26 protein-coding genes are annotated in these 24,337 nt (G+C 60.3%); 10 read left to right on the top strand and 16 right to left on the bottom strand.

The genetic code is table 11. The features are described 5' to 3' along the window. The first annotated feature begins 21 nt into the window (after positions 1-21). Both CAK95_RS06945 and CAK95_RS06940 read left to right on the top strand, forming a co-directional pair. Positions 22-546 carry a L,D-transpeptidase gene (locus CAK95_RS06945; RefSeq protein WP_183044297.1) on the top strand — a complete coding sequence of 175 codons (525 nt, stop codon included), beginning with the start codon at positions 22-24 and terminating at the stop codon, positions 544-546. Between the two features lie 213 nt (positions 547-759). Continuing rightward, complete coding sequence (locus CAK95_RS06940; protein WP_245303653.1) at positions 760-1,158, top strand: PRC-barrel domain-containing protein; 399 nt, start codon at positions 760-762, stop codon at positions 1,156-1,158. 76 nt (positions 1,159-1,234) lie between these two features. Here CAK95_RS06940 and CAK95_RS06935 read toward each other — a convergent pair whose 3' ends face one another. Both CAK95_RS06935 and CAK95_RS06930 read right to left on the bottom strand, forming a co-directional pair. Continuing rightward, positions 1,235-1,450, bottom strand: a complete 216-nt coding sequence (locus tag CAK95_RS06935; protein ID WP_086087252.1) for a YegP family protein — start codon at positions 1,448-1,450, stop codon at positions 1,235-1,237. A 102-nt stretch (positions 1,451-1,552) separates the two neighbouring features. Further along, on the bottom strand, positions 1,553-2,047 hold the full coding sequence (locus CAK95_RS06930; RefSeq protein WP_183044298.1) for a cupredoxin domain-containing protein: 495 nt from the start codon (positions 2,045-2,047) through the stop codon (positions 1,553-1,555). Positions 2,048-2,761: 714 nt separating this feature from the next. Here CAK95_RS06930 and CAK95_RS06925 point away from each other — a divergent pair. Continuing rightward, the gene (locus tag CAK95_RS06925) at positions 2,762-3,718 is read left to right on the top strand and encodes an Abi family protein (protein WP_147413684.1); all 957 of its coding nucleotides are present in this window, start codon (positions 2,762-2,764) and stop codon (positions 3,716-3,718) included. Between the two features lie 22 nt (positions 3,719-3,740). Here the strand turns inward: CAK95_RS06925 and lepA are convergent, their stop codons facing one another. Then, a complete protein-coding gene (gene lepA, locus CAK95_RS06920; RefSeq protein WP_086087250.1) occupies positions 3,741-5,546 on the bottom strand; it encodes a translation elongation factor 4 in 1,806 nt (601 codons plus the stop codon). Between the two features lie 95 nt (positions 5,547-5,641). On the opposite strand from lepA, the gene CAK95_RS06915 reads away from it, so the two are divergent. After that, entirely contained in the window at positions 5,642-6,139 is a 498-nt protein-coding gene (locus CAK95_RS06915; RefSeq protein WP_280949878.1) for a GNAT family N-acetyltransferase, read from the top strand. A gap of 73 nt (positions 6,140-6,212) precedes the next feature. Here the strand turns inward: CAK95_RS06915 and CAK95_RS06910 are convergent, their stop codons facing one another. From CAK95_RS06910 to ahcY, 5 genes are all read right to left on the bottom strand, one after another. Beyond that, positions 6,213-6,932 (bottom strand): cytochrome c biogenesis CcdA family protein, encoded by a 720-nt coding sequence (locus tag CAK95_RS06910; RefSeq protein WP_086087248.1) that lies wholly within the window; start codon positions 6,930-6,932, stop codon positions 6,213-6,215. A 3-nt stretch (positions 6,933-6,935) separates the two neighbouring features. Continuing rightward, positions 6,936-7,331 (bottom strand): thioredoxin family protein, encoded by a 396-nt coding sequence (locus tag CAK95_RS06905; RefSeq protein ID WP_086087247.1) that lies wholly within the window; start codon positions 7,329-7,331, stop codon positions 6,936-6,938. 188 nt (positions 7,332-7,519) lie between these two features. Beyond that, entirely contained in the window at positions 7,520-8,500 is a 981-nt protein-coding gene (locus CAK95_RS06900) for an FG-GAP repeat domain-containing protein (RefSeq protein WP_086087246.1), read from the bottom strand. A gap of 12 nt (positions 8,501-8,512) precedes the next feature. Continuing rightward, a complete protein-coding gene (locus tag CAK95_RS06895; RefSeq protein ID WP_086087245.1) occupies positions 8,513-9,127 on the bottom strand; it encodes a carboxymuconolactone decarboxylase family protein in 615 nt (204 codons plus the stop codon). A gap of 196 nt (positions 9,128-9,323) precedes the next feature. After that, on the bottom strand, positions 9,324-10,757 hold the full coding sequence (gene ahcY / locus CAK95_RS06885; RefSeq protein ID WP_086087243.1) for an adenosylhomocysteinase: 1,434 nt from the start codon (positions 10,755-10,757) through the stop codon (positions 9,324-9,326). A gap of 231 nt (positions 10,758-10,988) precedes the next feature. Here ahcY and CAK95_RS06880 point away from each other — a divergent pair, with 231 nt between their 5' ends. After that, positions 10,989-11,450: an Rrf2 family transcriptional regulator gene (locus CAK95_RS06880; RefSeq protein ID WP_086087242.1), complete on the top strand. Its 462-nt coding sequence runs from the start codon at positions 10,989-10,991 to the stop codon at positions 11,448-11,450. Continuing rightward, entirely contained in the window at positions 11,447-12,136 is a 690-nt protein-coding gene (locus tag CAK95_RS06875; protein WP_086087241.1) for a class I SAM-dependent methyltransferase, read from the top strand. The genes CAK95_RS06880 and CAK95_RS06875 overlap by 4 nt, the downstream gene beginning before the upstream one ends. A gap of 30 nt (positions 12,137-12,166) precedes the next feature. On the opposite strand, the gene CAK95_RS06870 is transcribed toward CAK95_RS06875, so the two are convergent. Continuing rightward, a complete protein-coding gene (locus CAK95_RS06870; RefSeq protein ID WP_086087240.1) occupies positions 12,167-12,643 on the bottom strand; it encodes an Lrp/AsnC family transcriptional regulator in 477 nt (158 codons plus the stop codon). A 174-nt stretch (positions 12,644-12,817) separates the two neighbouring features. Between CAK95_RS06870 and CAK95_RS06865 the strand changes: the two genes are divergently transcribed. Beyond that, positions 12,818-13,576, top strand: coding sequence for an alpha/beta fold hydrolase (locus CAK95_RS06865; protein WP_086087239.1), 759 nt, complete (start codon positions 12,818-12,820; stop codon positions 13,574-13,576). 87 nt (positions 13,577-13,663) lie between these two features. On the opposite strand, the gene CAK95_RS06860 is transcribed toward CAK95_RS06865, so the two are convergent. The 5 genes from CAK95_RS06860 to CAK95_RS06840 form a co-directional block, all read right to left on the bottom strand. After that, positions 13,664-13,948, bottom strand: coding sequence for an HPr family phosphocarrier protein (locus CAK95_RS06860; RefSeq protein ID WP_086087238.1), 285 nt, complete (start codon positions 13,946-13,948; stop codon positions 13,664-13,666). Continuing rightward, a complete protein-coding gene (locus tag CAK95_RS06855) occupies positions 13,945-14,346 on the bottom strand; it encodes a PTS sugar transporter subunit IIA (RefSeq protein ID WP_086087237.1) in 402 nt (133 codons plus the stop codon). The genes CAK95_RS06860 and CAK95_RS06855 overlap by 4 nt, the downstream gene beginning before the upstream one ends. 161 nt (positions 14,347-14,507) lie before the next feature. Beyond that, positions 14,508-14,966, bottom strand: a complete 459-nt coding sequence (locus tag CAK95_RS06850) for an HPr kinase/phosphorylase (protein ID WP_086087236.1) — start codon at positions 14,964-14,966, stop codon at positions 14,508-14,510. Positions 14,967-15,031: 65 nt separating this feature from the next. Continuing rightward, the gene (locus CAK95_RS06845) at positions 15,032-16,825 is read right to left on the bottom strand and encodes a stimulus-sensing domain-containing protein (protein ID WP_183044299.1); all 1,794 of its coding nucleotides are present in this window, start codon (positions 16,823-16,825) and stop codon (positions 15,032-15,034) included. A gap of 269 nt (positions 16,826-17,094) precedes the next feature. Continuing rightward, a complete protein-coding gene (locus CAK95_RS06840; RefSeq protein ID WP_086087235.1) occupies positions 17,095-17,796 on the bottom strand; it encodes a response regulator transcription factor in 702 nt (233 codons plus the stop codon). 178 nt (positions 17,797-17,974) lie between these two features. On the opposite strand from CAK95_RS06840, the gene CAK95_RS06835 reads away from it, so the two are divergent. The 3 genes from CAK95_RS06835 to CAK95_RS06825 all read left to right on the top strand — a co-directional run bounded on the left by CAK95_RS06835 (position 17,975) and on the right by CAK95_RS06825 (position 21,595). Next, the gene (locus tag CAK95_RS06835) at positions 17,975-18,691 is read left to right on the top strand and encodes a HugZ family pyridoxamine 5'-phosphate oxidase (RefSeq protein ID WP_086087234.1); all 717 of its coding nucleotides are present in this window, start codon (positions 17,975-17,977) and stop codon (positions 18,689-18,691) included. Positions 18,692-18,863: 172 nt separating this feature from the next. After that, complete coding sequence (locus CAK95_RS06830; RefSeq protein WP_086087233.1) at positions 18,864-19,499, top strand: OmpA family protein; 636 nt, start codon at positions 18,864-18,866, stop codon at positions 19,497-19,499. 476 nt (positions 19,500-19,975) lie between these two features. Further along, positions 19,976-21,595, top strand: coding sequence for a phosphoenolpyruvate carboxykinase (locus CAK95_RS06825; protein WP_086087232.1), 1,620 nt, complete (start codon positions 19,976-19,978; stop codon positions 21,593-21,595). A 183-nt stretch (positions 21,596-21,778) separates the two neighbouring features. Here the strand turns inward: CAK95_RS06825 and CAK95_RS06820 are convergent, their stop codons facing one another. Together CAK95_RS06820 and CAK95_RS06815 are read right to left on the bottom strand one after the other, a co-directional pair. After that, positions 21,779-22,276, bottom strand: coding sequence for an anthrone oxygenase family protein (locus tag CAK95_RS06820; protein ID WP_245303652.1), 498 nt, complete (start codon positions 22,274-22,276; stop codon positions 21,779-21,781). 95 nt (positions 22,277-22,371) lie between these two features. Continuing rightward, positions 22,372-24,195 (bottom strand): Spy/CpxP family protein refolding chaperone, encoded by a 1,824-nt coding sequence (locus CAK95_RS06815; protein WP_157699562.1) that lies wholly within the window; start codon positions 24,193-24,195, stop codon positions 22,372-22,374. Positions 24,196-24,337 lie beyond the last annotated feature (142 nt).

The raw sequence follows: 24,337 nt of genomic DNA, 5'->3' as shown, positions 1-24,337 counted from the left end.
AAAAGGGGCTGAGGCGAAGCGATGCGGATATCCGGATGGGTGACCGCCGCAGTCATGACGCTTGCGGCGGTGACAGCGGCTCATGCTGAAATTGTGGTGCGGGTCGATAAATCGGCGCAGCGCATGCATGTGCTGGTCGATGGCGAGGTGCGTCACAAATTCGTTGTGTCGACCGGTCTTGCCGGCGGCCCGCCGACCGGCAGATTCAAGCCGCAGCGGCTGGAGCGCAAATGGCACTCGCGTCTCTACAATATGGCGCCGATGCCCTATTCGATTTTCTTTCACGGACATTTCGCCATTCACGGCACCAACGCGGTCAGGAAGCTCGGCCAGCGCGCCTCGCATGGTTGTGTGCGGCTGCATCCTAATAATGCGGCCAAGCTGTTTGATCTCGTGAAGACACGCGGCATGGCCAATACGCGCATCATCATAGAACCGGTGACGCGCGCGGCCGATCTCGCGCCGCGGCCGAAGGTTGAGGCGAAGGCCGAAGGCGCCACCAGTGAGACCGCCGAAGTGCAGATCAGCGACGTCAAAGCGGAATAGACGCTTTTTGTATTGACGCGTTTTCGTCACGCGAACCGGTACCCATTCGCTCGAAAACGCTTTATCGCGGTACCATCGCCCGGAGCGTTGGAACTCTCCTGTGTATGACGCGTTCGGTGTCGGCCGCCGCGCTTACGACGTTCATGCCGTTACCTCCATGCCGTGCGGGCGACGGTGCAGGATGACCAGGACGGCCAGGAGAGAGGGGCGCAGATGACCATCGCATTCATGCATGCGGACCGCAGGACGGAGGCTTACGATCGGGCGGCGCTGATTTCATCCGCGAAGGTGCAAAGCAGCAATGTCTACCGCCTCAATGGCGAGCGTGTCGGCCGCATCGAGCACATGATGATCGACAAGGTCAGCGGTCGCATCGCCTATGTGGTGATGAGCGCCGGCGGCTTTATGGGTCAGGGGCACGACTTCTATCCGCTGCCCTGGTGTCTGTTCACGTATAACGACCGTCTTGGCGGCTATGAATTCGATGTCAGCGACGAGCATCTGAAAGGCGCGCCAAAATTCACCTCGCCGGAAGCATGGGACTGGACCGACCTGAAACGCGGCCGCCGCATCCACGACTATTGGCGCGCATTGCCCTATTGGGGTTTCTGAGCAGACAAGCCTTTCTCCGAAAATGACATGACCCGCCGATGAGGCGGGTCATGTCACGATACGAGTTGCGAAACGCTTATTTGCGCTTCTTCACAGCGGCCTTCTTCACGGCCTTGGAATTGTCGACCACTTCGGCGGTCGGGCCGTTTTTCAGGATCGACTTGATCGCGTTCTTAGCAGCGACCTTCGACGAATAGCCTTCCGACGAGAACATCTTCTCGCCATTGGACGCCTTGAAGCGAACGCGAAACTCTTCCTTCTTGTCCTTGTAGATTTCGAATGTGTAAGGCATTGGCCCCTCCGCATATGTAAAAAGATACGAGAGCAGGCTTTAGAGCGCAATGATGCGTTGTCAAGCTGGAATGTGACGACGTTTGTCGTTGTCACGTCGTGTTCACTCGATCACGATCTCTCCGGTCATGCCATGCTCGGCATGCGTCTTTCCGTCGGCGGCGCGAACGCCGCAATGCAGATCGGTGACGCGACCGGTCGCCACCGGCACGAACCACCATTCCGCACTGTGGCCCGGATAGACCTCGATCTCGCGGATCGCGCCTTTGATTTCTGCGAGCGTCACCATCTTGCCGTCGCGCTCCTGCGTGACCTGCACCTTGCGTGTGAAGATCAACTGCGAGAACGCATGCGAGGTGAAGTAATGCGGGGCGTCGCTCGCATTGCGCAGCACGAGCTTATAGAGCTTGCCGGTTTCGAAGCGCAGCTTGTTCGGGATGAATTCATGCGTGCCGGGTGAACCGAGATCGACGGTGACCGTGATCGGATCCTGACGCGAGAGATCGCCGGCGGCGTTAGCGGCAGACATGAAGGCGGTGAGTGGAAGCGCCATCACGACGATGATGCGGCAGAGCAGCGGCATGAGTCCCGGACGCATGATGTTTCTCCCTGAGGGTTAGTTTCTTTGCTTCTGAGATTGAATGGCTTGTTCTTTTCCAGGCATCGTATTGCTATTGCGAATGAGTTGCAATTAAGTCTGTTGGCTGTTCTGATGACGCTGTTGCGAAGGCTGGGGCGCTTTTGCTCAAGCTCCGCCCGCCCTGTTCTTTAAGACGCGGGCGCGTCTGCTTTCCCTTTTTTCCTTCCTCAAAAGAGGAATGGAGCGCCGCTGATCTCGGGTTTACCCGAGATCAGCCAATCAATCGTGCGCAAGTCGGGTAAACCCGACTTGCGATGGCGCCAGGGCGTTTGCGAGACGCCCTTTGGCGGCCGATTGACGGACGGCCGCCGCGCGCCTCGCAAAAGAAAGCCGTGCACGACTTTCCTTTGGGAGGCGCGCGGGCCCAATAAGGCAGGGCCCAGCGCCTCCCGGCGCTCCATCAACTGGTTTGAGTGTTAACAGGAAATAGGAATAAAGTCAAGAAAAATATATGTTGAGGAGTTTAAGATACTGAAGCATTGAAGATTTTTGAAAGGTAGCAAAATCTAGACGGTACAGCCCAAAATAGTTAATCAAGTTGCCAACAAGTTTGACGATTCTAGGAAAATAAATCTATTGACGGATTTACTCAAGTGACTCATATAAGTATCAACATGGCCGGCCCCTCTGCACGCAAGTGTACGGGTCGGTCTTCGTTTTTGTAAGGTCGGCGTGCCTTACACTAAGCCCTATTTGACCCCAGCTGAGCAACTTGCGCTGATGAAAGCGCGAGGAATGTCAGTTTCGGACGATCAACGGGCGCAAAGCTATTTAGAGAAAATTGGATACTACCGCCTCAGTGGATACTCTTATCCTTATCGGGAATCCGTTGTGGTTGGTGGACAGACAATTGTAGGTGACAATTTCCGAGCCGGTACAACTTTCTCTGAAATAGTCGAGCTTTATGTGTTCGATAAAAAATTGAGAATGTTGATATTAGACGCAATTGAGCGAATCGAAATTGCCCTACGTGTTCAAATAACGCTTACGCTCGGAGCTTTTAGTCCCGCAGCTCATCGTGGCCCTGATTTCCTTCATTCTAATTTCTCTAGGCGCATTGATCCTGCAACAGGTCGTACATTTCATAGCGAATGGTTGCGCCGCCAAGACGATGCTTTCGCAAGATCCAAAGAGGAGTTTGCGAAACACTTTAAGCGACGTTATCCAGGCGAAGAACCTCCGCTTTGGATAGCCGCTGAGTTGTGGGATTTTGGCTCTATGTCCATTCTATACAGCGGAATGCGGAAAACAGATCAAACAACTGTTGCTACGGCCTTCGGCGTTCCGTCATTTCAAATTATGGAAACGTGGCTTCGATCGTTGAATGTAACGCGAAATATCTGCGCTCATCACAGTCGACTATGGAACAAAGCTAGTGCGGTGCAGCCGCGGTGGCCTTCACGCACACAGTGCCAAATTCTCAGACACATTGAAGGCGATACGCATGCTCAAACGCGACTTTATGGTACTGCTTGTATTTGTGCATATTTTCTAAGCTCGATAAATCCCACTTCGAGTTGGCGCGAGCGCCTGAAAGACTTGGTATCCGAATTTCCGTCTTCCAAAATTGTATCGCTTCAATCGGCGGGATTTCCAATGAATTGGAGAAATGAGAGCTTATGGAACTAGAAGAGGATAGGCTTAGTTAATCTCACACATCCACCTTCAACGCGGCAATGAACGCCTCCTGCGGGATATCGACCTTCCCGTATTGGCGCATCTTCTTCTTGCCTTCCTTCTGCTTCTCCAGAAGTTTGCGCTTACGCGTGGCGTCGCCGCCGTAACACTTGGCCGTTACGTCTTTCCGCAAGGCGCGCACGGTTTCTCTCGCGATCACCTTGCCGCCGATCGCGGCCTGAATCGGCACCTGGAACATGTGCGGCGGGATCAGCTCCTTCAGCTTCTCCACCATGGCGCGGCCGCGGCCTTCGGCGCGTGTCCGGTGCACCAGCATCGACAGCGCATCGACCGGATCGCCGTTGACCAGGATCTGCATCTTCACGAGGTCCGACGGCTTGTAGTCGGTCAGGTGATAGTCGAACGAGGCATAGCCCTTGGAGACCGATTTCAGCCGGTCGTAGAAATCGAACACCACCTCGTTGAGCGGCAGATCGTATTTCGCCATGGCGCGGTTGCCGACATAGGTCAGCTCTTTCTGCACGCCGCGGCGGTCCTGGCAGAGCTTGAGCACCGAGCCGAGATACTCGTCCGGCGTCATGATGGTGGCTTCGATCCAGGGCTCCTCAATCTCCTCGATCTTCACCACGTCCGGCATGTCGACCGGATTGTGAATCTCGATCATTGAGCCGTCGGTCAGCGTCATCTTGTAGATGACCGACGGCGCGGTGGCGATCAGGTCGAGATTGAATTCGCGCTCCAGCCGTTCCTGGATGATTTCGAGATGCAGGAGCCCCAAAAATCCGCAGCGGAAGCCGAAGCCGAGCGCGGCTGACGTCTCCATCTCGAACGAGAAGCTGGCATCGTTCAGCCGCAGCTTGCCCATCGCCGCGCGCAATTCCTCGAAGTCTGCGGCATCGACCGGGAACAGGCCGCAGAACACCACCGGGATCGCCGGCTTGAAACCCGGCAGCGGGTCGGCCACCGGCTTCTTCGCATCGGTGATGGTGTCGCCGACGCGCGTATCGGCCACTTCCTTGATCGAGGCGGTGAGAAAGCCGATCTCGCCCGGCCCGAGCTCCTTGACCTCGACCTTCTTGGGCGTGAACACGCCAACGCGGTCGACGCCATAGGTCGCGCCGGTGCCCATCATCTTGATGGTGTCGCCTTCCTTCAGCGTGCCGTCGACGATGCGCACCAGCACGATGACGCCGAGGTAGACGTCGTACCAGGAATCGACCAGGAGCGCCTTCAGCGGGGCGTTGCGGTCGCCCTTCGGCGCCGGCAGGCGGTTGACGATGGCTTCCAGCACGTCGGGAATGCCGACGCCGGTCTTGGCGGAAATCGGGATCGCGTCGGAGGCATCGATGCCGATCACGTCCTCGATCTGCTGCTTGACCTTGTCCGGTTCGGCCGCGGGCAGATCGACCTTGTTCAGGACCGGCACGATCTCGTGATTGTTGTCGATCGCCTGATAGACGTTGGCGAGCGTCTGCGCCTCCACGCCCTGCGAGGCATCGACCACCAAGAGGGAGCCCTCGCAGGCGGCGAGCGAGCGGTTCACCTCATAGGCGAAGTCGACATGGCCGGGCGTGTCGATCAGGTTGAGGATGTAATCCTTGCCGTCCCCGGCGCGATATTTCAGGCGCACGGTCTGCGCCTTGATGGTGATGCCGCGCTCGCGCTCGATATCCATCGAATCGAGCACCTGCTCGGTCATCTCGCGCGCCTCCAGCCCGCCGGTGAGCTGGATCAGCCGGTCGGCGAGGGTGGATTTTCCATGATCGATATGCGCGACGATGGAAAAGTTGCGAATGTTGTCGATGGTTGCCGCTGTCATGGGCGGCGGGATAGCATTGTGGGAAAAGCGCCACAAGGAACGAGATCGGGCACCGGAACGGGGAGCCAAGATCTGGGTTCGAGGAACCGCCCATGCTGAAAATCCGGCCCGCAATTGAGGCCGATCTGCCTACGATTCTTGAGATTTATAACGACGCGGTCCTGAATTCGACCGCGATCTGGATCGAGACGCCGGCCGATCTCGACGACCGCCGGGCCTGGCTGGCGGCCCGGACGAGCGCCGGCTTTCCGGTGCTGGTGGCCGATAGCGGGCCGGGAAAGGCATCCGTTCTCGGCTATGGCAGCTTCGGCGAGTTCCGGGCCTATGAGGGCTTCCGCTACACCGTCGAGCACTCGGTCTATGTGACGGAGGAGGCGCAGGGTCGCGGTGTCGGCAAGATGCTGCTGCGGGCGCTGATCGAGGAGGCGCGTGGCATGGGCAAAAGAGTGATGGTCGGCGCCATCGATGCCAGCAATTACGCCTCGCTCGCTTTGCACGAGACCATGGGCTTCGAGGAGACCGGCCGCATGCCCGGCGTCGGCGAGAAATTCGGCAAACGGCTCGACATGGTGCTGGTGCAGTTGGTGCTGTGATGCGAGCCGGCGTTAAGCGTTTTCGAGCAAAGTGGGTACCGGTTCGCGTGAAGACAACGTGTCAAAACCAAAGCTAGAACCGGGTCGTCAGTTCCGTCAGCCAGGCCGGTGAGGCTTCGACCAGAAACGCCTCGAGCCGTTTGTCGAGGCCGGTGAGGATCATCAGTCCGGTCGCGAGCAGAATGGCTCCCATCACCGCCTTGCCGCCGCTGCCCGCCGCGAGCATGCGGCCGCGCCAACGTGCCAGTGCTTCGCGCGACATCAGACCGATCAACAGCAGCGGAACAGCAGCGCCGATGCCGAAAGCCAGCATGGTGAGCGCGACCAGCGTCAGATTTTCGGCGCGCGCCGCCAGCACCGAGGCGGCACCGAGCGTCGGCCCGACGCATGGCGCCCATACCGCACCGAGCAGAAAACCGATCGCGAATTGCTTGCCGAGACCCGGCGCGGCCAGGTCTCCGGTCCTCGTCTGCGCCCATTGTCCGATCGGGCCGGCTGCGGCGGCGAGCTGAAGCTGGACACGTGGGATCAAGAGTGTCGCGCCGACCAGGATCAGCATGACAGCCGCCAGCATGCGGAACAGATCCTGATCCAGCCCGATCGAGAAGCCGATCGTCGCTACAAAGAGTCCGATGGCGACGAAAGAGAGCGACAGACCCGCAGCCAGCGCCGCGGGGCCGTAACGATGGTCTCCGCTGGCTGCGCCGATCACGATCGGGACCAGCGGCAGCACGCAGGGCGACAGGATCGAAAGCAGCCCCGCAAGCAGGGCGAGGCCGATGCCCGACATGATGCGCTAGATCGCCTTGGCCAGCATCGCTTCAATCGACGCTGGATTGGTGTCGCCGGTCGAACGTCCGGCCTCCTGCTTGCCCTTGAACACGATCAGCGTGCTCTGCCGCTGCACGTTGAACGTCCTCAGCAGATCCTTCTGCGAGTCATAATCGATGCTGAAGGCAATCATGCCCTTGAAGCGAGGATCGCTCATCAGCCTCGACAGGATCGGAGCCTGCGCTTTGCAGGTTGGGCACCAGGGTGCGCTCACGTCGATCAAAATCGGCTTACCCGCGGCTTGTGCCGCTTCGAAGTTCGCGCGGTCGAACGGCTTTTTGTCCTGCGCAAAGGCAACGGAGGCGAGACTGAGCGTCAGGCAAAGGCCCAGCGCGCCCAGAAGATTACGTTTGCTCAGCATGATAAGGTTCCACTGATGAAGAGTGCCGTTGAGATCGGGCGACCTCAACGTTGCGTTGCTCACATTGACTCGCCCGGAAAGCCCGAGCGCATCAGGCGGGTCGCTCCTGGATTTTCGTTTCAGACGCTCCGCGCATACGGGGCAGTTCGTTCAAGGATATGGAAATGTTACATCACAAACTTGTTAGATCATGGCCGCTCAGCGACCAGGACAAGTTGTCCGTTCTCCAGTCCGGCCAGGATGGCGGGGCGGCCCCGCAATCGGACCAGCGCCAAATCCGTGACGATGCGGGCCGGAAGTGCCACACGCGCGATATCGCGAACCGAGGGAGCGAAGGCGATCAGGCGCAATGTGCGGCGACTGAAATCGGGAATGGCAAGGTCAGGCCGTCCATCGCCGTCAAAATCCGCGGTCGCAGTCATTCTTATCGCGCGCGATCCGATGACATGATTGCTCACATCGGGCACCTCAACAGTCTTGGCAAGCTTGCCATCGCGCCACGACCATAATTCCAGCCCGCCGACGACATGCGGCTGGCGCACCGCCGCAATATCGGTCGCGCCGTCGCCGTCGTAATCGGCGATGCCGGCCGGGTTGCGCCACGCGCTGGCGCGCCCGATCGGTGGCGTTTCTCCAATGACCGACGCCGAAGCCGCGTCGATGACGGCGATCGCGGAGCCACGGTCGAGATAGGACTTCACCACGACGATCCGCTCCATGCCGCCGATCGTAGCGATGCGTGGCTCGATATCCTCAAAAACCGCATCGGAGCCGAGCTTCAGTGTTTTGCGATTGCCGTCACGGCTTTCGATCGTCAGCCCGCCGGCCTCGATGGCATCGCCGAGCACGCCATGTGCGTAGCGCCGGGTCGGCTCGACCAGCCAGGCACGCGCAATGGTGCGGCTGGTCGCAATCCGCGTATCGGGCAGCGCGCCCTCCGGGGCAACCGGCTTGCGCGGCGCCGCTACGGGTTCAAGACGCAAAGGGGCTGTCGCGATCCGGTATCGATCCTTGCCGATTGTAACCAGCGCTTCGCCGCCGAAGGAATCGACCTCACCCACCGGTCCGGGCGCAGGAACGATCCCGGCACGCCATTCCGTACTGACGGCCTCGGTCGACGGGACACCCGCGCATAAAGCCGACAACAGCACGAGCGCGGCGAAACGCATGCGCGAGGACCGTCAGCGCAGATGCTTGCCGGCGTCCCATCCTTGCGATGCGAGATGGGTTTCGCCGAAATGCAGCGGCTCGTCCTCCAGCGGCGTCGCGAACGTATCGTTCCAGCGATTGAGAAAACCAAACATCGCAATGACGCCGACGATCTCGACCACTTGCTCGTCGCTCCAGTGCTTGCGCAATTCGAGGAACATGTCGTCTGTCACGGCGTTCGGCACGCAGCCGGCGGCAACAGCAACGTCGAGCGCCGCGCGCTCGGCTGGCGTGTAAAGCGGGCTTGTCTGATAATTCCAGACCTCGTCGAGTTTCTGTTGTTCGACGCCGAGCTTCGACGCCCCTTCGGCAGTATGCGCCATGCAATAGCGGCAGCCGGCCGAGCGGCTGGCCACATGCGAGATCAGCCGTTTTAGCTTGAGATCGACCTTGCTGTCCGCACTCCAGATCGCACCGGAGAGCGCCGCATAGGCGCGTGTCAGCTTGGCGTCGCGCTGCATGATGAGCATGCTGTTCGGCACAAATCCCATGCGCTTCTGCGTGGCGTCGAATTGTTCCTTCAGATCCGGGCTGTGCTCGGGAGGTAGCGGAGCAAGGCGTGGCGCCGGACGAGTTCGCTGATCCATGGGTTTCCTCCTTGTTGGTGATGGAGGGCAGCAGACCGCAGAGATCACGCAAGCGCAACCGCAGAAAATGAAATGGCCGGGCGAGGCGCCCGGCCATTGGCAGTGGCTTTTCTTCGCACATTCCCGCGAAAGCAGGAATCCAGTCTGTTGTTTTCCGGGTCCCCGCTTTCGCGGGGACGAGCGGCTCATTGTGTGATCAATACCGATAGTGGTCCGACTTGTACGGGCCTTCTTGCTTCACGCCGATGTAATCGGCCTGATCCTTGCTCAACTCGGTGAGCTTGACGCCGATCTTGGCGAGATGCAGCCGCGCGACCTTCTCGTCAAGCGACTTCGGAAGAACGTAGACTTCCTTCTTGTACTTGCCGTCCTTGTTGTTGGCGTAGAGTTCGATCTGCGCCAGCGTCTGGTTGGTGAAGGATGCCGACATCACGAAGCTCGGGTGACCCATGGCGTTGCCGAGATTCACCAGGCGGCCTTCCGACAACAAGATGATGCGGTTGCCCTTCGGGAATTCGATCTCGTCGACCTGCGGCTTGATGTTGGTCCACTTCATGTTCTTCAGGCCTGCAACCTGAATCTCATTGTCGAAGTGGCCAATGTTGCAGACGATGGCGCGATCCTTCATGCGGCGCATGTGATCGACGGTGAGGATGTCCTTGTTGCCGGTCGCGGTCACGTAGATGTCGGCTCGCGGCAGCGCGTCCTCGACGGTGACGACCTCGTAGCCTTCCATCGCTGCCTGCAATGCGCAGATCGGATCGATTTCGGACACCAGCACGCGGCAGCCGGCCTGGCGTAGCGACGCCGCCGAACCTTTACCAACGTCGCCGAAGCCGGCCACCATCGCGACCTTGCCCGACATCATGACGTCGGTGCCGCGGCGGATGCCGTCGACCAGCGATTCACGGCAGCCATAGAGGTTGTCGAATTTCGACTTCGTCACCGAGTCGTTAACGTTGATGGCAGGCCACAGCAGCGTGCCGGCCTTCTGCATGTCGTAGAGACGATGCACGCCGGTGGTGGTCTCTTCCGAGACGCCCTTGATGCTGTCGGCGATCGCCTGGAAGTAGCCCTTCGGCTTTTCCTTCAGCTGCTTCTTGAGCAGCGCGAAGAACACTTCCTCTTCTTCCGAGCCCGGCTTGTCGAGGAACGCGGTGTCGCCCTTCTCGGCGCGCAGGCCGAGATGGACATACATGGTGGCGTCGCCGCCGTCATCGAGGATCATGTTCGGATGACCGCCGCCGTGCCAGTCGAACAGTTTGGCGGTGTAATCCCAGTAATCCTTCAGGCTCTCGCCCTTCACCGCGAACACCGGAATGCCGGCTGCGGCGATGGCCGCTGCGGCGTGGTCCTGCGTCGAATAGATGTTGCACGACACCCAGCGGATGTCGGCACCGAGCGCCGCCAAGGTCTCGATCAGAACGGCGGTCTGGATTGTCATGTGCAGCGAGCCGGCAATGCGTGCGCCCTTGAGCGGCTGCTTCGGGCCGTATTCCTCACGCGTGGCCATCAGGCCCGGCATCTCGGTCTCGGCCAGCGAGATTTCCTTGCGGCCGAATTCAGCAAGGCCGATATCGGCAACGATGTAATCGGTAAATTCGGCCTTCTTGGCGGTGGCTGCGGTCATGACGCTCCCTTGACGCTCGCGGTCGGTAAATGGGTGGAAAAACGATCGCGGTGCGCCTTCTTGAGGGCACCGCTGTCCAACGGAGCCTATAGCAGGGAGGCACCCCGCCCGCAATAACGATATAAAGATTTCTTTATGTGCGTTCCAGAGAGGCGGAGCGCGACTTTTCTTGAGCGGCCAAACCGCCAGAGCCTCTTGACGGCTGCGCGATCATGTAACATATGTAGTTACATGAAATACGACAGCCGATTGTCGGGCGTGCTCCACGTCCTGCTGCACATGGCGGAGATGGATGGCCCGGTGACATCCGAGAAGCTCGCGCAGGTGATGGGCACCAATCCGGTCGTGGTGCGGCGAATCATGGCCGGCCTGCGGGAGCAGGGCTATGTGCGCTCAGAGAAAGGACATGGCGGCGGGTGGACGATCGCCTGCGACCTGTCACAGGTCACCCTGCGTGACGTCTATACCGCTCTCGGCTGCCCGTCCCTGCTGGCCATCGGTCACCGAACAGACAACCCCGAATGTCTCGTTGAGCAGGCGGTGAACGCATCTCTCGATCAGGCCTTCCGCGAAGCGGAGACGCTTCTCTTGTCACGGCTCGGTGACGTGACGCTGGCGGCTTTGAGCGCCGACTTTCACCAGCGTCTCGTGGCCCGTGGCGCAACGCAGGCAATGGAGCACAAGGCATCATGAGTGTGAGCGAACTTCTGGCACCCTTCCGCGATTCCGAAGCAGTCGCGCGCTATACCGAAGGGCCGCGGCGTTTCGTGCCGGGCGTCGCGGATATGCACACGATGACCGGCCTTTTGCTTGCAGAGCGCGCGCCAACAGATGCGCGTGTTCTTGTGCTCGGCGCCGGCGGCGGGCTTGAGCTGAAAGCGCTGGCCGACATGCATGCGGGCTGGACGTTCGACGGAGTCGATCCTGCGCCCGAAATGCTCGCGCTTGCGCAGAGGACGGTCGGTGTGCATGCAATGCGTGTGCGCCTGCATGAAGGCATCATCGACATTGCGCCGGACGGGCCGTTTGATGCTGCGACCTGTCTGCTGACGCTGCATTTTCTTGGGTTTGAGGAAAGGCTGCGCACGACGCGGGAAATCCGGCGTCGTCTCAAACCCGGCGCGCCGTTCGTCGCCGCGCACAGCAGCTTTCCGCAAGGCAAGGACGAACGTGCGATCTGGCTGTCGCGTTATGCGGCGTTCGCCGTCGCATCGGGTGTCGATCGCGACAGCGCGAAGGCCATGCTGACCAAGGTTGAAGCGCATCTCGATATGCTGAGCCCGGAACAGGACGAAGCAATCCTGCGCGAGGCCGGATTTACCGATGTCAGCTTGTTTTACGCGGCCTTCACCTGGCGCGGCTGGGTGGCGTATGCCTGACATGCGCGTGCGCTGAGATTTGATCGCGAATCAAAAAGGCAGGCGCGCATTTTCCTTGACCTGCTTCATCACAAAGAAGGTCCGGGTTTGTCTGACACCGGGAAGCGCGATGAGCTTCTCGCCATGCAGCTTGTTGAAATCGGCCATATCCCGAACGCGGATTTTCAGAAGGTAATCGAAATCTCCCGCGACGAGATTGCAGTCGAGCACGTCTTTCATCTGGGCCACGGCGTTTTCAAAGGCTGCAAAGCTGTCCGGTGTTGAACGGTCCAGCACGACACCGACCATGACGAGTTCACCCAAGCCCACCGCGGCGGGCGTGATCTCTGCCCGAACACCGGTGATGTAACCCTCGTCGAACAGCCGCTGCGTCCGTCGGTGGCAGGTGGCGGCGCTGACGTTCACGCGTACGGCAAGCTCCGCGTTTGTCATCCGCCCATCAGCCTGAAGCGCGCGCAGAATTTTCAAATCAATTCGGTCCAAACCCGGTGTGAGAGATTCTTCCATTTTTGATCCAAAAACGATCCAGAAATTGCAGTATATTGGTAATGATGTGAGAATCCAATAACTTACGGAGACAACTTAGAGAGCACCTTTCGTCTGTTTTGACGTAACAGCCCGCCCCGTCGACGGACTTCGCCGCGGCAGCCAAATCAAACCTACTCGAAAGGATATTGCGTCATGCGAACCCAGATCTCCCTGCTTCTCGCCAGCACCATGTTGCTCGCATCTGCCTTCGTTATTCCGGCCCGCGCTGCCCAGATCAAAAACGTGGTGATTGTGCATGGTGCGCTGGCCGACGGTTCGGGATGGCGCAAGGTGTTCGATCTCCTGACGGCCAAGGGATACAAAGTCACGGTCGTGCAGCCGCCGATGACCTCGTTGCAGGCCGACGTCGAAGCGACAAAGCGCATTCTCGATCTGCAGGATGGCCCGTCCGTTCTCGTCGGGCACAGCTATGGCGGCATGATCATCACCGAAGCGGGCAATGCCGACAATGTGGCCGGCCTCGTCTATATCGCGGCATTTCAACCCGACGCGGGCGAAACGCTGTTGGACCTTGCCAGCAAAATCGCGCCTGCGACCAAAGGCATTTCGGCAACCTCCGACAACTTCCTGTATCTCGACCCGAAGGTCTATGCCGCCGACTTTGCGGCCGACGTGCCGAAGGCTGACGCCGAATTCATGGCGCATTCGCAAGTCTTCCCGGCCAAGGCGGCCTTCGAAACCAAGATCAAGCAACCGGGCTGGAAGACCAGGAAGAGTTGGGCCCTGATTGCGACCGACGATCGCGCGATCAACCCCGATCTGATGCGCTTCATGGCCAAGCGCGCCGGCAGCAAGCCGGTGGAGGTCAAGGCGAGCCACGCCGTCTTCATGTCGCAACCCGCCGCGGTTGCGAACCTCATCGACGAGGCTGCGAAAGATCTGTCGAAGTAACAATGAAGCCCCCGACATGGTCGGGGGCTTCATTCCTTGGCGTAGCAGACGCGGCTTAGGGGTGTCTCAACGCGCGTGTCGGGAGGATCAATCGTCTTCGTCGAAGCGGCCGCTGATCAGGCTTTCAATCGCATCGAGCACGTCGGCGGCTTCCTTGCCGCTGGCTTCGACCGTGATGGTTGAGCCCGGCCCTGCGGCCAGCATCATCAGGCCCATGATCGAGGTGCCGCCCACCGTTTCGCTGCCGCGGGTCACTTTCACATCGGCATCAAAACGCTCGACCGTCTGCACGAATTTCGCCGAGGCGCGGGCGTGCAGACCCTTCTTGTTGCAGATGCAGAGCTCGCGGATGATCGCCCCGTCGGTCTTCATTTTCCGGCGAGCACACGGCTGGCAATGGTGACGTATTTGCGCCCCGCGTCCTGGGCGGCGGAAACGGCTTCCGACAAGGGCATGTCGCCGCGCACCTTCGCAAGCTTCACCAGCATCGGCAGGTTGATACCCGCCACCACTTCGACCTTGGGCTGGCTCATGCAGGAAATGGCGAGGTTCGACGGAGTGCCGCCGAACATGTCGGTCAGGATGGCAACGCCATCGCCACCATCGACGCGCTTTACCGCTTCGATAATGTCTTTGCGTCGCTGCTCGACGTCATCGTCAGGGCCGATGGTTATGGCTTCGATCTGCTTCTGCGGACCGACGACATGCTCCAGCGCCGAGCGGAATTCCACGGCCAGGCGACCGTGAGTGACAAGAACTAGGCCGATCATCAAGGACTCCGGCGGGCGCAGTTAGCTACGCGGGCGCCGCACGAAAGGGCGCTCATCTTGACCATCCGAAAACCCATTGCAAGGCCCGCCCGGGCATTTCGGGATGCATGTTGCATCGCAGGAAATAGGAAAGCCACCCTCTTTTTTCGAGTGGCTCGAAGTTACCTTAAGGTAAGGTTTTGCCCGCCGGACAGCGCTTTTGGGAGAAGATTGGCTCTGAGAAGAGCCAACGGGTCGTCGCCGGGTGCGACCGGAAGCCGCGCTAGGGCGACGCCTTCGATCTTCGCGTCAAGGTCAGTTTCCTGTGGAAGACGCACCACGCCCGGCGCATCGAGGTCGATGACAAGCGAAGTCACAGCCACCGGCTCATAAGGCAGCCGGATGATTCCGATCCCTCTGACTTCGATCAGGCCTTCCAGAGCCTTGGCCGGCCGCATGAGCAGACGGCCATGGGCGGCTTCAAGATGGATGCGGTCATCGCCGACCAGGCGGGCAAAATCGGCGCCCGCATTCTGCAGGATGGTCAGCGCCAGACGCGATTTGCCGGAGCCGGACGGCCCGCGAATCAGGATGCCGCGATGGCCAAAAAGGACTGCAGAGGCGTGGATGGTCGGTGTCATATTTTATTTTAGTGCGTTTTCTTCACGCGAACCGGTGCCCACTTCGCGTGAAACGCGTTGGCGCTTCACACGGCCGGCAGTCGTACCGTGAAGCGGGCGCCGAGGATCAGCGGGTCGGCGCCGTCATGCGTCGGCACGCCTTGCCGGTTCTCCGCCCAGATCTTTCCGCCATGGGCTTCGATGATCTGCTTGGAGATCGACAGGCCGAGCCCGGAATTGTTGCCGAAGCCCTGATGCGGACGGTCGGTATAGAAGCGCTCGAAGATCTTCTCGAACGCATCGGGACGAATGCCGGGGCCGTCATCGTCGACGATGATCTCGACAAAATTCTTCACCCGTCGCGCGGTCACGCGCACGCTGCCCCCGGGACTCGAGAAAGAACGGGCATTGGCGATCAGGTTGTCGATCACCTGTCCGATGCGGGAGTCATGACCGGAGACGATGAACGCGTTCGGGCCGCCGCCCTCGAAGCTCAGCCTGACCTGGATGTCGTCTTCCTGCTTCACCTGGTTGGCGACCGAGACCACGGTGGTGAGCAGCGTGTATAGATTGACTGGCGCCGATTCATGTCGCTGCAGTTCGGCATCGAGGCGGCTCGCATCCGAGATATCGGAGATCAAGCGGTCGAGCCGCCGCACATCGTGCTGGATCACGGCCATCAGCCGCTCCTGGCTTTCGCGTGTCTTGGCCAGCGGAATGGTCTCGACCGCGGAGCGCAGCGAAGTCAGCGGATTTTTCAGTTCATGCGCGACGTCGGCGGCGAAGCTTTCGATGGCCTCGATGCGGCTATAGAGCACATTGGTCATCTCGCGCAGCGCGCCGGAGAGATCACCGATTTCATCGCGCCGATTGGTGAAATCGGGGATTTCGACGCGGGTGCGCACGCGACGGCGCACGCGCTCGGCGGCGTCGGCGAGCCGCCGCACCGGCCCGGCAATGGTGCGCGCCAGCAGCATCGACAGCACGGTCATGGTGACGGCGGCGACCAGAAACACCTTGAAGATGGCCAGACGCTCGGCGGCGACGCTCTGCTCGATATCGGCACCCTGTGTCGACAGCAGCAACACGCCACGAATGGCGCGGAAGCGCTGCACCGGCGTGGCAACGGAGATGATGACTTCGCCGCGCTGATTGATGCGCACGATCGAGGTGGTGTTGCCATTGAGTGCGCTGGCGACTTCCGGATAACCCTTGCCGTTTTCCGGACCGAGCTCCTGATAGACGGGCAGATCGCCCTTGGCGAACCATTTGCGGATCGAGTTGAGCTGCTTCTCGAAGAAGCCGGGCTTCTCGACCGCCGACGGCAGATCGAAGCGCAGCACGTCGCCGCGGCCATACAGATTGCGGCTGTCGAGCAGCAAGACGCCATCGCGATCGTAAATGCGGGCGCGGGTATTGGTCGGCGAAATCAATCGCCGCAGCACCGGTGCGACGCGCTCGGGATTGATGGGAAATTCAAGTGCCGAGGAACTATCGTCCGGGCCATAGGTCTCGCCGAGCTGCAATTCCAGCAGGCGATCCGGATCGATGGTGATCGAATCGGTTTCCACCGTGGCCGAAGCGGCAATGGCGCCGGCGATGATTTCGGCCTGCACCTGCAGGCTGCGAATTCGCGCTTCGATGAAGAAGGCGCGCGATTGCGACAGATAGAGAATGCCGACGAACAGTGCGAACAGGCCGGCGACGTTGAGGAAGACGATGCGCCGCGTGAGGCTGGATGAACCTTGACCGACGAAATACTGCCAATAGCCGCGCAACTTTCGGATCACGCCCTGCTTCTTAGGCAGCCCAAGCGTCTCCACGGCCGCGCGATTGGCGACTTTGTCTTGCTGTTCGAGTTCCTTAGTCCGGTCGAGCACGCTGCGGCGTCCGCGCCTTGGCTGAAATATCGGCCCCCTTTGTACAATGGGGCCCTGAAGGCCCCATTGTAGTCCAAGGATGCGGCCGTGTCCCGAATGCGAAGTTCGTTGATGTCGCGGCCTGCAAATACGAACTTCGCATTCGACCGGATACGGCAACGTTCTTAGGGCCAGTGTGGCATTGGTTCAGAAATTCCCTGACGGTCGGGCGGCCCCACTGAGGGAATTTCTGAACCGCCACACTGGTGTCAGATTATCGGAACGCCGGATCAGGCTTCCTTGAATCGATAACCGACACCATAAAGGGTCTCGATCATGTCGAAGTCGTCGTCGACCACTTTGAATTTCTTGCGCAGCCGCTTGATGTGGCTGTCGATGGTGCGATCGTCGACATAGACCTGATCGTCATAGGCGGCGTCCATCAATGCGTTACGGCTCTTCACCACGCCCGGACGGCTCGCCAGTGCCTGCAGGATCAGGAATTCGGTGACCGTGAGGGTCACCGGTTCGCCCTTCCAGGTGCAGGTGTGACGCTCGGGATCCATGCGCAAAAGGCCGCGCTCCAGCACCTTGGCGGTGTCGATTTCCTTCGGCGCCGTGCCGTCTTTCGGCGCGCCGCGTCGGAGCACGGCTTTGACGCGTTCGACAAGGAGACGCTGCGAGAAGGGCTTACGGATGAAATCGTCGGCGCCCATCTTGAGGCCGAACAGCTCGTCGATCTCCTCATCCTTCGAGGTAAGAAAGATCACCGGCATGTCGGTCTTCTGGCGGACGCGACGCAGCAGCTCCATGCCATCCATGCGCGGCATCTTGATATCCAGAATGGCAAGATCCGGCGGCGAGGACTTGAAGCCATCGAGGGCGGACGCGCCATCCGTATAGGTCATGATCCGGTACCCCTCCGCTTCGAGCGCGATGGAGACGGACGTGAGGATGTTGCGGTCGTCGTCGACGAGAGCGATGGTCGGCATGACGCCTCTTCTGTTGGTAGATAAAAACCCCAGCTGGCTTGAAGCCCGTAAAGCTGGGCCGAAATGTGACTATTCGGCAACAACTCTATGATTCTACTTTGGAAGACGATCATAAACCTCTTTCCTTCCCGCGGCCAGCAGGGCTGCCACAATGGTTAACAAGGAGCCCGAGGCCCGAATGCAAACCGATTTCGACCCGAAAATTGCCGCCAAGAAGCTACTGCGGGAGGCGCGTTCCGGCGCTCTGGCGACCCTGATGCCCGGCTCCGGGGACCCCTATTGCTCGCTGGTGAATGTGGCGAGCGCGGCCGACGGGACCCCCCTGCTGCTGATCTCGAAGCTTGCAGTCCATACAAAAAACGTGATCGCCGACAGCCGCGTGTCGCTGATGCTGGACGAGCGCAAGGAGGGCGATCCGCTGGAAGGCGCGCGCGTGATGCTGATGGGCCGCGCAGCGATCACGACCGATGAAAACGATCGCCGCCGCTATCTGGCCCGGCAGCCGGAGGCTGCGATGTTTGCCGATTTCGGCGATTTCGCCTTCTACAAGGTGACGATTTCGTCTGCGCATCTGGTCGCCGGATTCGGCCGTATCGTCGATCTGAAGCCGCAGGACATCCTGCTCGATCTCTCCGATGCCGGGGATCTGCTGGCATCCGAAGAGCGCGCCTCGGCGCATATGAACGAGGATCACGCCGATGCCTGCCGCCTCTATGCGACGAAGCTTCTGGGAGCGCCGGACGGTGACTGGCGTTGCGTCGGCTTCGATCCGGAAGGCCTGGAGCTGCAGAACGGCCGCGTGGCGCTTCGCCTGCCATTCCCGCAACGGGTCGATGGTTCTGGACCGCTGCGCGTCATGCTGGTCAAGCTGGCGCAGGAGGCGAGAGCCGTTTGAATCGAGAGGCGAGTGCCGTTTGAACCACAGCGTTTGAACCGCGGTCCTTTTTGAAGCGACCAAACGGTGCTCGGCATCACGATGATGTTGGATCGGACCGATCCAGCGGCTGATCCCAGTGACGATTTGCCGTGCTAAGATTGCCCGTCGTCCGGATGGGAAGGAAAGTGCGATGACCCGCTTCACGACACTGATCGCTGCTGCCGCATTCGCTCTGTTTGCCGGCGCGGCGCCTGCTCTGGCGCAATCGTCCAACCAGATCGAAGAGGCGCTCAAGCCGAAGGTCGATCCGACCAAGCCGGTGACGCGAAGCCTTGGCGGCACACGCTCCATCGGCGCCGATCCCAAGGCTGCGGCCGAAAAGCAGGTTCTCGATCGTGCGCGCACGCGTGCGATTTCGATCGAAGCTGTGCAACCTGCCGCGAAAGAAGAGCGCGAACAGATCGCCGAGATCGTCAAGGGCAAGCCGAAGATCGATCTCGAAATCTACTTCGATTACAATTCCGATGCGATCGGACCGAAAGCGGTTGTCGCGGTGAATGCACTTGGCGAAGCGCTGATCAAGCCGGGTCTCAAGGGCGGCACCTTCGTGCTGAACGGCCACACCGATGCAGCCGGCAGCGCCGAATATAATCTCGGGCTTTCGCATCGTCGCGCGCAATCGGTGCGCCGCTATTTGATCGAGACTTACAAGATCGCGCCGGACACACTGCTTGTTGCCGGCTTCGGCAAGGAACGTCTGAAGCTGCCGGGGCAACCGCTGTCTGGTGAGAACCGTCGCGTCGAGGTTGTAAACGCAACGCAGTAATCTTCAGCTCGAAAATTTAATCGCAAGGGCGGCCCATCGCGGCCGCCCTTTTCATGTGCGGGATCGCTTCGCCGTGCAAGGCGGCCGGTGGTATGGTCGACTGGATCAATCTACCGGAGATCGGCATCAAAGGTAATTCGCATATGGTCATGCAGGATAAGAACAGCGCCGAGGTCGCGGCGGTGATCCAGAAATGGTTGGTCAGCTAAGGTCTGTCCCGATTGAGCCTGCGCATAATCTTAATGCACGAAGATGCAATTAATTCGGGCGTTTGTTGCGCTGCAACGACGCAGAACGACGCAGTTTGGAACGTTGCAAGCGTCAAAATGCTTGGCATATGCCCGATGCGGCTCTAAGAAAACCGCGCGGCCCGGGGCAGCGGCCGCACTTGACCTTTCTCAATGTTCACGCCGACATCGGGGTGAAAATATTCCAGCCCGCCAGGGTGGTGGAAGCGTTTTTTCGGAGGGCATTCCGTGCAGGAAACAGGCGTAAGGAATAAAGCTTACGGGGCTGACAAATTCGGCCTGAAGGATCTTCAGGCCGTGCATTGGAATCTGACCGATGCGCCGCTTTACGAGCATGCGATTGCCAAGGGCGAAGCCCATATCGTGGCTGGCGGCGCGCTGTGCGCGGAAACCGGGCACCACACTGGCCGTTCTCCGAAAGACAAGCATACGGTGGTCGACGATCTCACGCGCGATAGCGTGTGGTGGGACGGCAACCGCAAGCTTTCGAAAGAGCATTTCGACAATCTGTACGCGGACTTCCTCGCGCATTGCAAAGGCAAGACGCTGTTTGCGCAGGATCTCTATGGCGGCGCCGACAAGACCTATCGCATCAAGGTGCGCGTCTTTACCGAACTCGCCTGGCACTCGCTGTTCATTCGCACGCTGCTCATTCGTCCCGAAGTCGCGGCTTTGGCCGACTTCGTGCCGGAGATGACCATCATTGATCTGCCGTCGTTCCGTCCAGATGCGGCGCGTCACGGCGGCCGCGAAGGCTCCGACACGATGGTGGCGATCGACTTCACCCGCAAGATCGTGCTGATCTGCGGTTCGTCCTATGCGGGCGAGATGAAGAAGTCGGTGTTTACCACGCTCAACTTCTATCTGCCGGCCGAAGGCGTGATGCCGATGCATTGCTCCGCCAATGTCGGACCGAATGGCGACAGCGCCCTGTTCTTCGGTTTGTCCGGCACTGGCAAGACGACGCTCTCGGCCGATCCGGCCCGCACGCTGATCGGCGATGACGAGACCGGCTGGGGTCCGGATGGCATCTTCAATTTCGAAGGTGGCTGCTACGCCAAATGCGTCGATCTCACACACGAGAAAGAGCCGCTGATCTGGGACGCGACCAATCGGTTCGGCGCGGTGCTCGAGAACGTCGTTTTCGATCCGATCACGCGCGTGCCCGACTATACGAACATCTCCAAGACCGAGAATACGCGTTCGGCCTATCCGCTGGAATCGATCCCGAATGCGTCGCGCAGCGGCTGCGCCGGTCATCCGAAGAATATCGTCTTCCTGACCGCCGACGCTTACGGCGTCATGCCGCCGATCGCCAAGCTGACGCCGGCGCAGGCGATGTATCACTTCCTGTCGGGTTACACGGCGAAGGTCGCCGGCACCGAGAAGGGTCTTGTCGGCGTGCAGCCGGAATTCTCGACCTGCTTTGGTGCGCCGTTCCTGCCGCGTCCGCCGGCTGAATACGGCAACTTGCTGCGCGACTATATCGCCAAGCACAATGTCGATTGCTGGCTGGTCAATTCCGGCTGGACCGGCGGCAAGTATGGCGTCGGCCGCCGCATGCCGATCAAGGCAACGCGTGCGCTCGTCACCGCCGCGCTCGACGGTTCGCTGAAGAATGCATCGTTCCGCACCGATCCGTATTTCGGTTTCTCGGTGCCGACATCGGTGCCGGGAATCGAGCCGCATCTGCTCTATCCGATGAAGACCTGGCAGAACAAAAAAGAGTTCGACGAGACCGCGCGTTCGCTGGTGAAGATGTTCCAGGACAACTTCGCCAAGTTCGAGGACAAGGTCGACGCCGATGTGCGGGCGGCTGCGCCGGAAGTACAACTCGCGGCAGAATAAGGATTGCCGTCGCCCATCGATCGGCGCATGCGCCGATCGATAGCAGGCTCACAAGCCTCGAAGGTGACGGAGATGGTCTGGTGCTTCGTGCGGGAGCCTCGCTTTGATGGGAATCAAAGCGAGGCTCCCGCTTTTTATTTTTTGATGCCTTTTCCTTGCGCACGTTCTGAGAAGATTTGTGCCCTACGCATGAACGGCAATCGCTGTCACCAGAAAAATCAAGCTGGCGATGCCGAACACGGCCCGCACCACATGCGAGAACTCCCAGCGGTCGCGTAACGATTTCCAGTCGGTTTGATCGGCGTCCGTGGCCCGCCCCAGCGGATCGAAGCTGAAAAAGCCAGATCCGCCTTTTGCAAGATCCACGTCCCGAAGCCAGAAATGATTGACTGGATGCGTCAGCAGCCAATAGGCGAGGTGCATCGCGGCCAGTGCCGATAACGCTGCGGCCACCAGCCAGAATGCCGTGCTGCCGATAGGAAACATCAGCATCAATCCAAGCAACAGCAGGACGCCGACAGGTTCGGCTGCGCCGCCCACGGTGAAGCCTGGATAATAGATTTTCTGCACAGCGAGATACTGTTCCTTGGAGAGTTGCAGTTTCCCGGGAAGTTCCAGCGCGTGCGCCAGCGTCAATGCCATGGCAATGGCAACGACGAGTACCGTTAAAATTTGAAACATCAGAAACATGACGGATGCCGCAATTTGTTGGCGAACGTGGTTCAACGTCTGTCGCGCGAACCGCGTTCCGCCGCCCTGATGTTGCGGACCTTCGATCAATTCACTCGCCGCGCATCCCGGCCGAGCGCGTTGAAGCGAGCCTTCTGTTCGTTCGTCAGCGTCGCATAGAATTCCTCGAGCGCGGGCTGCACGATTTCAGCGGCATCGAGCATCGCCTCGAGGCGTGTTTGCATGGCTTCCAGCCGTCCCGTCGGTGTCAGTGCGATGGCCTCTGGACAGGCGGCCTGCAATGTTTCCACCGCGTTCTGGCTGGCATCGCTGAGCTTTTGGAAGGCCGCGCGCTGCATCTCGGTGGGCTGCACCGCATCCTCGATACGATCGATCGGGGCAGCGGCGAGGCCGGTTCCTGCTTCTTTGCACGATTGCAGTTCTTGCTCCGGTGTGCCGCGGCTGCGTGCCGCCCTCTCGTCGTTGCGACCGATATTCGGCCCGATCTGATTGAAGCGCTCCTTCTGCTCGTCGCTCAGTGAGTTGTAAAACGCTTCGAGCGGCGGACGCACGATGCGCAGCGCCTCCAGCGTCGCTTCGATACGGCTGATCATCGCGTTGACGCGCCCTGGCGGTGTCAATGCAAAGTCGGTGCTGCATGACGCCTTGAATGCATCGGCAGCCTCGCTTGCCGCTGTCCGCACTGCATCGAGAAGCTTTTGCTGATCGGCAGTGGGTTTGACTGCGCTCTCAATGTGCTGGAACGGCCACGCGGTCAGGCCTCTGTCGGGCGTGCAGGCTTGCGTAATGGCAGTCCGCATTTGCGGAGACACGCGGGCGGGACGCCCGCCGCGCGGCAATGGCGCTGCGAAACCCGGGTCGGAATAGGGGCTGCCATAGGCCCAGAACATGCTGTCGAAGAAATCATCATAGACATAGCCCCAATAGCCGGGATCGTAGGCGTAGGGGAAGAAGGTATAGTCGAACAGATCGGCGTAGATGAACGGCAGGAATACCGGTCCGCTCCAGGCGACGAATGCCGCGCGCCGCCCATGCCGCCATGCCTTGCGCGAGAAATCACCTCCACGCCGTTCAAAGCGATCGCGGTTTACGAAACGGCCGCGCCGTGCATCGTCATCGCTGATCCGGCGGCGTTCGCGACGGTCAGCCCGTTGTTCGCGGATCTTGTCGCGATCGCGCAGGCGCTGCTCGCGACGCTCCGCGCGCTGCTTGCGCGCTTCCTCGCGTTTCGCCCGCCGCTCGTTATTGATTTGATCACGACGCCGATCGCGCTCCTGCACTTGCTGGCGGCGCTCATCTTGCTGCCGCGATAAGAGGTCCCGGCGCTCCTGACGTTGCTGCGCGCGCAGCTTCTCGCGTCCGGCACGATCGAGTTTCCTGTCTCTCAATTGCTCGCGCTGGCGGGACTGCAACTGGCGCAACTGATCGCGGTTGCGACTGCGCTGTTCGACACGTTCCCGCCGCTGCTCGCGCAATTGCTCGCGTCCGATATTGTCGCGTCTGCCTGCGCGATCGATGCGCGGCCCACGATCGCGACGGCCTTCTCCGCGCTGGCCGCCGCCCCCGCGTCCAAACTTCGGGCGATCGCCGACACGACCGAACTTGGGGCGGTCGCCGCCGCCCCGGCTGAACTTGGGACGGTCGCCACCACCGCGGCCGAATTTGGGACCTCCGCCGCCGCGGCCGCCGCCAAAGTTCTTGCGCCCGCCTCCGCCACGATTGACCTTCCCACCGCCGCCGCCACCACGACTGGCTTTACCGCCGCCGCCTCGGCCGTCGCCGTTCTTTGCGGAAAAGTCGGTGATCGCAGAGCGATCGTCGGCCGCACCCTGCAGCATCCGTGCCGAGGCGGGATACGCGGCAAGACCGATAAGGCCCGCGAGAAACAGTGCAATAATGGGCCGAAACATCGGTCACGGTCCCCGGTCGAACAGTCGCCCCGATGCCAAGAAAGCGCTTTCGGGCTTGAATGTTCCATGAATGGAAGCTGCGAGACATTGTGCCGCGCCGATGGCAGTCGGCCGAGCCTATTCTCTCAAGCCGGTTCTCTCG

The sequence above is a fragment of the Pseudorhodoplanes sinuspersici genome, assembly GCF_002119765.1.
Lineage (GTDB): Bacteria > Pseudomonadota > Alphaproteobacteria > Rhizobiales > Xanthobacteraceae > Pseudorhodoplanes > Pseudorhodoplanes sinuspersici.
The sequence above is the reverse complement of the archived record's forward strand: the minus strand, read 5'-3'. Positions and strand labels throughout refer to the sequence as shown.

Excerpts from the sequence above, each read along its gene's own strand:
- CAK95_RS06935 (WP_086087252.1), bottom strand. The coding sequence starts at position 1,450 with ATGCCTTACACATTCGAAATCTACAAGGACAAGAAGGAAGAGTTTCGC.
- CAK95_RS06905 (WP_086087247.1), bottom strand. The coding sequence starts at position 7,331 with ATGCTGAGCAAACGTAATCTTCTGGGCGCGCTGGGCCTTTGCCTGACG.
- CAK95_RS06945 (WP_183044297.1), top strand. The coding sequence starts at position 22 with ATGCGGATATCCGGATGGGTGACCGCCGCAGTCATGACGCTTGCGGCG.
- CAK95_RS06855 (WP_086087237.1), bottom strand. The coding sequence starts at position 14,346 with ATGATCGGCCTAGTTCTTGTCACTCACGGTCGCCTGGCCGTGGAATTC.
- CAK95_RS06830 (WP_086087233.1), top strand. The coding sequence starts at position 18,864 with ATGACCCGCTTCACGACACTGATCGCTGCTGCCGCATTCGCTCTGTTT.
- CAK95_RS06860 (WP_086087238.1), bottom strand. The coding sequence starts at position 13,948 with ATGAAGACCGACGGGGCGATCATCCGCGAGCTCTGCATCTGCAACAAG.
- CAK95_RS06870 (WP_086087240.1), bottom strand. The coding sequence starts at position 12,643 with ATGGAAGAATCTCTCACACCGGGTTTGGACCGAATTGATTTGAAAATT.
- CAK95_RS06840 (WP_086087235.1), bottom strand. The coding sequence starts at position 17,796 with ATGCCGACCATCGCTCTCGTCGACGACGACCGCAACATCCTCACGTCC.
- CAK95_RS06900 (WP_086087246.1), bottom strand. The coding sequence starts at position 8,500 with ATGCGTTTCGCCGCGCTCGTGCTGTTGTCGGCTTTATGCGCGGGTGTC.
- CAK95_RS06895 (WP_086087245.1), bottom strand. The coding sequence starts at position 9,127 with ATGGATCAGCGAACTCGTCCGGCGCCACGCCTTGCTCCGCTACCTCCC.
- CAK95_RS06930 (WP_183044298.1), bottom strand. The coding sequence starts at position 2,047 with ATGCGTCCGGGACTCATGCCGCTGCTCTGCCGCATCATCGTCGTGATG.
- CAK95_RS06850 (WP_086087236.1), bottom strand. The coding sequence starts at position 14,966 with ATGACACCGACCATCCACGCCTCTGCAGTCCTTTTTGGCCATCGCGGC.
- CAK95_RS06880 (WP_086087242.1), top strand. The coding sequence starts at position 10,989 with ATGAAATACGACAGCCGATTGTCGGGCGTGCTCCACGTCCTGCTGCAC.
- CAK95_RS06815 (WP_157699562.1), bottom strand. The coding sequence starts at position 24,195 with ATGTTTCGGCCCATTATTGCACTGTTTCTCGCGGGCCTTATCGGTCTT.
- lepA (WP_086087250.1), bottom strand. The coding sequence starts at position 5,546 with ATGACAGCGGCAACCATCGACAACATTCGCAACTTTTCCATCGTCGCG.
- CAK95_RS06940 (WP_245303653.1), top strand. The coding sequence starts at position 760 with ATGACCATCGCATTCATGCATGCGGACCGCAGGACGGAGGCTTACGAT.
- CAK95_RS06835 (WP_086087234.1), top strand. The coding sequence starts at position 17,975 with ATGCAAACCGATTTCGACCCGAAAATTGCCGCCAAGAAGCTACTGCGG.
- CAK95_RS06865 (WP_086087239.1), top strand. The coding sequence starts at position 12,818 with ATGCGAACCCAGATCTCCCTGCTTCTCGCCAGCACCATGTTGCTCGCA.
- CAK95_RS06875 (WP_086087241.1), top strand. The coding sequence starts at position 11,447 with ATGAGTGTGAGCGAACTTCTGGCACCCTTCCGCGATTCCGAAGCAGTC.
- CAK95_RS06820 (WP_245303652.1), bottom strand. The coding sequence starts at position 22,276 with ATGTTTCAAATTTTAACGGTACTCGTCGTTGCCATTGCCATGGCATTG.
- ahcY (WP_086087243.1), bottom strand. The coding sequence starts at position 10,757 with ATGACCGCAGCCACCGCCAAGAAGGCCGAATTTACCGATTACATCGTT.